At 45.9% G+C, this 7,059-nt stretch carries 8 protein-coding genes and 1 pseudogene; 4 read left to right on the forward strand and 5 right to left on the reverse strand.

Going from position 1 to position 7,059, the window contains the following annotated elements:
* The 4 genes from trpA to H740_RS10295 all read left to right on the forward strand — a co-directional run.
* Positions 1-651 (forward strand): tryptophan synthase subunit alpha (gene trpA / locus H740_RS10280; protein ID WP_002953694.1); only part of this gene is annotated, 651 nt, incomplete at its 5' end.
* A gap of 65 nt (positions 652-716) precedes the next feature.
* The gene (locus tag H740_RS10285; RefSeq protein ID WP_082420110.1) at positions 717-1,130 is read left to right on the forward strand and encodes a chemotaxis protein CheX; all 414 of its coding nucleotides are present in this window, start codon (positions 717-719) and stop codon (positions 1,128-1,130) included.
* Between the two features lie 56 nt (positions 1,131-1,186).
* A complete protein-coding gene (gene fliN, locus H740_RS10290; protein WP_034957998.1) occupies positions 1,187-1,483 on the forward strand; it encodes a flagellar motor switch protein FliN in 297 nt (98 codons plus the stop codon).
* A complete protein-coding gene (locus tag H740_RS10295; protein WP_002953696.1) occupies positions 1,480-2,418 on the forward strand; it encodes a hypothetical protein in 939 nt (312 codons plus the stop codon). Before fliN ends, H740_RS10295 begins: the two co-directional genes overlap by 4 nt.
* A gap of 62 nt (positions 2,419-2,480) precedes the next feature.
* Here H740_RS10295 and H740_RS10300 read toward each other — a convergent pair whose 3' ends face one another.
* The 5 genes and pseudogenes from H740_RS10300 to plsY all read right to left on the reverse strand — a co-directional run bounded on the left by H740_RS10300 (position 2,481) and on the right by plsY (position 6,869).
* A complete protein-coding gene (locus tag H740_RS10300; protein ID WP_002953697.1) occupies positions 2,481-3,929 on the reverse strand; it encodes a Ppx/GppA phosphatase family protein in 1,449 nt (482 codons plus the stop codon).
* Positions 3,930-5,159 (reverse strand): sensor histidine kinase, encoded by a 1,230-nt coding sequence (locus H740_RS10305; protein WP_002953698.1) that lies wholly within the window; start codon positions 5,157-5,159, stop codon positions 3,930-3,932. It lies immediately after the preceding gene.
* Positions 5,160-5,197: 38 nt separating this feature from the next.
* A pseudogene (hsrA, locus tag H740_RS10310) lies at positions 5,198-5,870 on the reverse strand (homeostatic response regulator transcription factor HsrA).
* 73 nt (positions 5,871-5,943) lie between these two features.
* Positions 5,944-6,258: a dihydroneopterin aldolase gene (locus tag H740_RS10315; RefSeq protein ID WP_002953699.1), complete on the reverse strand. Its 315-nt coding sequence runs from the start codon at positions 6,256-6,258 to the stop codon at positions 5,944-5,946.
* Positions 6,255-6,869 carry a glycerol-3-phosphate 1-O-acyltransferase PlsY gene (gene plsY, locus H740_RS10320; protein ID WP_002953700.1) on the reverse strand — a complete coding sequence of 205 codons (615 nt, stop codon included), beginning with the start codon at positions 6,867-6,869 and terminating at the stop codon, positions 6,255-6,257. The genes H740_RS10315 and plsY overlap by 4 nt, the downstream gene beginning before the upstream one ends.
* Positions 6,870-7,059: the final 190 nt, after the last annotated feature.

Here is a 7,059-nt window from a genome sequence, read left to right on the forward strand (position 1 = left end):
AATTTAGACGGCAGCTGCCTGGATCTACTAGAGCTTGGCATCCCATACTCCGATCCGCTCGCAGACGGCAAACTCATCGCGCAAGCTAGCTTTGAAACCGCCGCGAAGGGCGTAAACACAAGCGCGATATTTTCCATGCTAGAAGAGTGCAAAGGCAAGATAAATAAACCGGTCGTGTTTTTAGTGTATTTTAACATCGTGTTTGCTTACGGCGTAGAGAATTTTATCGCTCGCTCAAAAGAGGTCGGTATCGCGGGCTTCATCATCCCTGATCTGCCGTTTGAGGAGAGCGAGGAGGTAGCTGGGCTGTGCGCTAAATTTGACCTTGACCTCATCCCGCTAATCAGCGTCACCTCGCAAAACCGCGCGGATAAAATTTTAAAATTTGGCTCAGGATTTGTCTATGCTCTGGGCGCTATCGGCGTGAGCGGCTCGCAGCGAGCAAGCGAGGGGCGACTAAAAGCGCCAGTAGAGGGGCTAAAAAAAAGAAGCGATCTGCCTGTCGCGGTAGGCTTTGGCGTGAAAAATAAAAACGACGCCGACGAGGTAAAAACCTATGCCGACGGCGCGATAATCGGCACCGAGATAGTAAAGCTCACGGCCAAATTTGAGGGCGAAGAGCTGATAAAGCAAATCAATAAACTTTTTTAAATTTAGCCGCGTTTGCGTTAAATTTAAGTATAATCAAAAAATTTCGTTTAAAGGACGACGCGATGATGGACATTGCGGAGCTTGGGATCAAGCATCTGTGCGAGGATACTCTAGGCTACAAGGTAGAGAGCGCAAAGGGCGCGGAAGGCGAATTTTACGGCTCGAGCTTGCCGATATTTAAGGGCAAAGAGGAGTTTCACTTTTATCTTTACTTTAAAAAAGATACGCTAAACCGCTTTGCTAGCGTGCTCCTTGGCATCGATAAACTAGCCGAAGACGAGCTAAGCGATATCTGCAAAGAAGTGGCCAATCTCGCAATCGGCTACGCCAAAAATCTACTCAACGAGCGCGAAGCAAACGCCTATAAACTAGGCACTCCGGAGTATCTAGGCAGGACGAGCTTTCATGTCAAACTAGACGACAAGCGCGTCTATAAAATCAAAAATAGAACATTTCAAGTAGGATACAAAAAAATATGAGCGAAGAACTACAAGAGATAAATGCCGTAGAAACGGCGCTGCAAGGGGTTCAGGAGATGTTACAAGAGCGCGGCGGGCTTTTTAAAAGCTACGATGAGCTGATGGATATCGGAGTGGATTTTATCTCGGAGCTCGGCACTACGACTATTAGCGTAAAGCAGCTCTTAAAGCTCGAAGTAGGCTCGGTTATCGATCTAGAAAAGCCTGCAGGCGAGAGCGTGGAGCTTTTTATAAACAACCGAATTTTTGGCAAGGGCGAAGTAATGGTCTACGAAAAAAACCTCGCCATCAGGATAAATGAAATCCTAGACTCAAAATCCGTCATCCAGTACTTTAAACGAGAGCAATTATGAGGATTTTCGCCGCGCTTTTGTTGTTTTTCGTAGCGCTTTGGGGTTCAAATTTATCCACGTATAACATCTACGAGCGCAGCGACCGCGTCGATATCATGCTTAGCTTTGATGCGCCTTATAGCGGAGCGATCCTGCAAGAGCGCAAAGACGGTGCGATAACTCTACTCTTTAAAGACCTACAAAACGATCAAAATATTGAAAAAAGCGTAAATTCAAGCATACTGCAAGAGCTTTTGTTTGAGCCTAGGGGGCAAAATTTAGCCCTCGTGATAAAAAGCGACGCGCAAGCAACCGTTAGCGCGTCAAAAACCACCGACGGCTTTGGCCTGCGCATACGCGTGACGCCTGAAAATGCGGCAAACTCAGCCGCCGCAACCGCACTCTCGCCGCAAGAAACTAGAGAAAATATAACCGAGGCAACGAATTTATCCGGCGATCAAAACGCATCAAATTTGACCCCGTCCGCTCAAGGTGCTGGCTTAAATTTGGGCGCGCAAAGCGGCGACGTAAATTTTATGACGCAAGGCATGAGCGATATGATCGATTATAGATATTACTCGGTTTTGGGCGTTTTGGCTCTGCTTTTGGTTGTGCTTTTGTTCGTCAAGGCAAAGCTAAAAAATAAGCAAAAAACGATAAAAACAAAACGCGAAAACGGCTGGTTTGAGAAGGTTAAAAGCGACGAAGGCGTGGAGATAATCTACGAAAAACCGCTTGACGATACGAACAAAGTCGTTCTTTTTCAGCACCTTGACAGACGCTACCTCGTGCTAACAGGCACATCAAACGTGCTTTTGGATAAATTCGGCGAAGAAAAGATGACGAGCGAGCAAGATTTTCAGAGCTTTTTTGAAGAAAATCAGAAAAAGCTAAACGCCTACATCGAAAACCGCCAAACGCTGGACGCATACAAAGACAAGGCGAGTATAGACTAAAATTGCCTTTTTAAAATTTGATGAAATTTGCGGCAAATTTCATCAAATTCCTCCAACAAATTTCACGCAAAACAGATCGCAAAAGTATCCGGTTTAGTCATTTTTTTGATATTTTCCTTTGCCATAAACAGCTCCTTAGCGCCGTAAATTTGCAAAGTATGGTTGATAAACTCAAACTCCAGCTTCTTATGAGCGCAGTTTGCATCGAGGTTTTTAGCAAGCGCGAGGATAAAACTCAGCCAGCGCACGACATCCTCGCTCGGTAGCAGGTTTTTAAATCGCTCAAATTCGCTCGAGGTTTTCTTGCCGTTTTGTGCGATGATCACGGCGACTAGGCATTTTTGCGCATGCGAAAAGCCGTAGTTTAGGGCATTTAGTACGAAAAATGCCGAACTAGCGTGCTCGCCGTAAAATCCCAAGCACTGCGCCACGCTATGCAATCTAGCAGCGACAGCCAGCTCGCTCTCGTATCGCCCCTCAAGCCCATGCAACGGCTTTAGCGCGGCAAATAGATCTTTGGCGTATTTCACGATCGTTTTGTTATCGTCTAGTAAAAATCTATCCTGCAAACTCCTCACGCTCGGGTTAAAGTTCGGCGGAAATTTACGCGTCGGGCGCAAGATATCGCTCAAAAACACGCCCTCTCTAAAGCCCGCGCCGCTAGTATAGATGTTTTGCGCACCCACAGCATCCACTGCGCCCAAAAATATGAGCGCGCCCTCTCTAATCGTATCGAAGCGATCTTTTTTTATGCCAAATTTCCCGAGCTCAAGCACGCTCGCTCGCGCGAGATTTTCGATGAAGTTTTTGTGGTTTTGAAATTTGTAGGCAAAGTTATGCACGGTTTTTAGCGGATAGTCTTGCGCCGACATGATGGCTGAAGATATCGCGCGCAGGCTACCTCCGATGGCGACTAGATTTTTGCTTTTAAAGTTTTTAGGCAAGCTTTTAAACGCCTCTTTGATAAAGGGCGCTGCGGCGTTTAAATTTTTCTTATCGAAAAATAGCTCCTTTAGCCGCACGGTGCCCAAATTTAACGACACGGCGTCAGTTATCTTGCCGCCACTAACAAGTGCAAGCTCTGCAGAGCCTCCGCCGATATCAAGCGTGACGAACTCCTCTAGCGGCTCAAGCAAATTTAACGCCGCCACACCGCCAAACGTCGCCTCATCCTTGCCGCTAACGACCTTTAAATTTATCCCAAGCTCTTTGCGCGCCATGCTTATGAGCTCGCTGGCGTTTGGAGCGTCGCGCAGAGCCGAGGTGCCCATGGCGAAAATTTTCGTGCATTTGTAGTTTTGTGCGATATTTTTAAACTCACTAAGCGCCTCGCAAGCCTTTTGCATCGACTTTTGGGCTATCTCGCCGCCGTGCTCGTACGCGCCCTCGCCCAGACGGACCTTCATCTTAAATTCGCCGATGATGTGAAACGCGTAACGCGAAGTCCTCTCAAAAATCGCCATTCGCATCGAATTTGAGCCTAGATCTATGACGGCGGTTCGTTTTGCCATTTATTTGCCTTTATTATTTTTATTTATCGCTAAAGTGAGGGTCGAGACCGCGCCACTGCGCCCATCGGTGCGGTTTTTGATAGACACCGAGCCGCACAGAGCCTGAGCCGCGCCCTTAGCTAGAAATAGCCCAAGCCCCGCTCCGCCCTTATCGCCGAAACGCTTAAACGGCGCAAAAAGGTCCTTGCTCTCGTCGATGCCGCAGCCCTCGTCTACGACCTCGATGATAAATTCGTTTTCGCTAAGGCGCGAGCGTAGAGTAACCACGGCGCCGCGAGGAGAAAATTTGATCGCGTTTTGGACGAAATTTTGGATAACGTGCGTTAAAAGCGTCGTTTGTAGCGTCATCTCAAGACTGCCAGGCGTAAAATCGGTCGCTATATCCTTGCCCTCGCCGCGAGCTAAAATTTTAAAATTATTCGCAGATTGATTTAAAAACTCGATGATGTCGATACGCACGGCCTCCTCAAACTGCGCGCCCTCCTGCCGCCCTATCTCTAGGATCGAGCCAATCATTTTGTTCATCTGATTGATCGCTTCGTTGTTGTTTTTGAGCGCTTCGATATATTTTTCGCTCTCGCGCGGCTTTATTAGCGTCACTTCGTTTTTGGTTTTCATCACCGCTAGCGGCGTTTTTAGCTCGTGAGCGACGCCGACAAAAAGCTCCTTTTGATAAAGCACGAACGTCTGAATACGCTCGATTAGGCGGTTTAGGCTTTTACCTAGCGGCTTAAACTCTGGCGGTAGCTCCTCAAGGCTCACCGCCTGTAAAAATCTCTCGTTTAAATTCGTCATTTTTCTGCTTAAAATTTTAATCGGCACCAGCAGCATCCGCGACAAAAACAGCACGTAAAAAATAATCAAAAGTATCGACGTAGCGTTTACCATGATGATATCGATTAGAATTTGATCTACGAGTTTGCTTTGATGAGTGGTGTCTTTAGTTAGTGCGATGCTAGTATCGTCCATATATGGATAAAATAACGTCAAATGAGTCTTTTGTCCCACCCTTTCCGTGACGAAATAAGGCGATACCGTTTTGCCCTCGACTAGCTTTGCTCTCGTGGGACTATCGTTTAGCGTGAAGTACTCAAACGGTTTTTCTACTTTAGATAAATTTGCGCTCGTGGATAAAATTTTAGCTTCGTATGCGAGCGATTGCGAGATGCCCTCGTATATCGTGACCTTGATATACTGATATAAAAGAACGGAGATGATGAGAATTAGCATCGTAGAAGCCGATGCTAATTGCACTATAAACCTAAATCTTAGGCTTTTTTGGGAAAGCAAAACCTATACCCGCGTCTTCTGACCGTCTCGATAGTCGAGATATTTAACGGTTTATCCATTTTTTGGCGGATTTGATTGATTGCTACTTCGATTACGTTTGGAGTTACGAGCTCAGGCTCCTCCCAGATCGCGTCTAGTAGCTGCTCTTTGCTGACGATCTGATCGCTGTGGCGCGCAAGGTGAGTTAGTACCTCAAACGGCTTGCCTTTTAGCTCGATATCTTGACCTAGATAGGTGATTTTCTCCTCGTCCGGATCGATGATAAGGTCGTCTATCTTGATAACGTTCGTACCGCCAAAGCGCAGTCTTGCTTCGATTCTAGCTACCAAAACGTCGAAATCAAACGGCCTTTTTGATATAGTCGTCCGCACCCGCTCTAAATGCTTTAACTTCGCTATCTTTATCGTCTTTGGCGGATAGCACGACTACTGCAGTGCGCGGAGATTTATGTTTGATGATGTTGATTAGATCTACGCCGTCGCCGTCAGGCAGCATCCAATCAGTCAAAACCAAATCGTAATTTCTAATACCGATGTAGTATTCGGCATCCTTGAAATTCTCCGAGCTGTCGGTCTGGTAGCCGAACTCTTGCAAGCCCTCGGCGATGGTTTTGTTTAGAGTTACCTCATCTTCAACTATTAAAATTCTCATTTTTTCCCTTCAGTGTAATTTGTTGGGATTGTAGCATAAATTAAGCAAGATTTCAAGATACTTTAAAAAAAATTTAATATTTAAACTCGGCTCTTGCGCCAACCGTCGCATTTTTGACGATCTCAATTTTTAAAATTTCCATTTTTAAAAAGCTAAGCGAGCTAAATTTTTCCTTCAACTTTTTCGCGCAAATTTCAAGCGAGCTCTCCACGGTGCCAAATTTTTCACGCGCGTAAATTTCCTCGATCAAATTTATCATTTCCACGTAGTCTATAAACTCGCCGCTTTCAAACTCCGCATTCACTCTTACCTTCTGCGGCGTCACGCGCTCAAAATCAAGCAGTCCGATGATAGTACTAAATTCGTAATCTTTGATAATCGTAGTCAAATTACGCGCTTTTCTTGCCCTGTTATCAAGCGTTTTATGTTTGGCAGGTGCTTATAAACTACCAAAAACGCGATCAAAAATATCGGCGCATAGGAGTCGATGTCTGGAATCTGCGGCTGCAACGCAAAAGTCGCTACGATAAACCCCGCAAGCGCGGCTAGCGAGGCAAGCGAGGAGATCTTAAGCAGCTTGCCCACGACGAACCAAACTCCAAGCGCGATAATGATTTCAAGCGGCAAAAAAACCGCCAAAACGCCCGCACCAGTGGCTATACCCTTGCCGCCTTCAAATTTTAAAAACGGCGAATAGCAGTGCCCAAGCACTGAAAGTACCGCCATCGCCCAAAGCGTCGCTGGAGCAAGGCCTACAAATTTCGCGATTAAAATCGGCAAAACGCCCTTTAAAACATCGCAAACAACGGTCAAAATCGCGATTTTTTTAGCGAGTTTGGGGTCTTTTTGCTTTAGCACGCGCAGGACGTTCGTTGCGCCGATACTGCCGCTACCTTCGCTTCTAATGTTCACTCTGCCAAAGATATAAGCCAAAATCACGCCCGAGGGGATGCCGCCCAGCAGATACGCCGCGGCGTAAGCTATCAAATTTTCGTTCATTTTTTATCCTATTTTTTGTTTCGATTTCGCAATATTAATTAAATTCGGCTGATTTTTTGATAAATCGGTCGTTTTAAAGGGCGATAAATTTGTAAATTTTACTCGCCGAGACCTGTACCTTTAAGGTACTAAATTTGGTTTTGTCAAATTTCAAATTTAATCTTTCTTGTTAAGGTAGAAGGGGCTTAAA

Origin of the sequence: Campylobacter showae CC57C (genome assembly GCF_000344295.2) — a bacterium.
GTDB lineage: Bacteria > Campylobacterota > Campylobacteria > Campylobacterales > Campylobacteraceae > Campylobacter_A > Campylobacter_A showae_B.

Excerpts from the sequence above, each read along its gene's own strand:
- H740_RS10285 (WP_082420110.1), top strand. The coding sequence starts at position 717 with ATGGACATTGCGGAGCTTGGGATCAAGCATCTGTGCGAGGATACTCTA.
- fliN (WP_034957998.1), top strand. The coding sequence starts at position 1,187 with ATGTTACAAGAGCGCGGCGGGCTTTTTAAAAGCTACGATGAGCTGATG.
- H740_RS10295 (WP_002953696.1), top strand. The coding sequence starts at position 1,480 with ATGAGGATTTTCGCCGCGCTTTTGTTGTTTTTCGTAGCGCTTTGGGGT.
- H740_RS10300 (WP_002953697.1), bottom strand. The coding sequence starts at position 3,929 with ATGGCAAAACGAACCGCCGTCATAGATCTAGGCTCAAATTCGATGCGA.
- H740_RS10305 (WP_002953698.1), bottom strand. The coding sequence starts at position 5,159 with ATGCTAATTCTCATCATCTCCGTTCTTTTATATCAGTATATCAAGGTC.
- plsY (WP_002953700.1), bottom strand. The coding sequence starts at position 6,869 with ATGAACGAAAATTTGATAGCTTACGCCGCGGCGTATCTGCTGGGCGGC.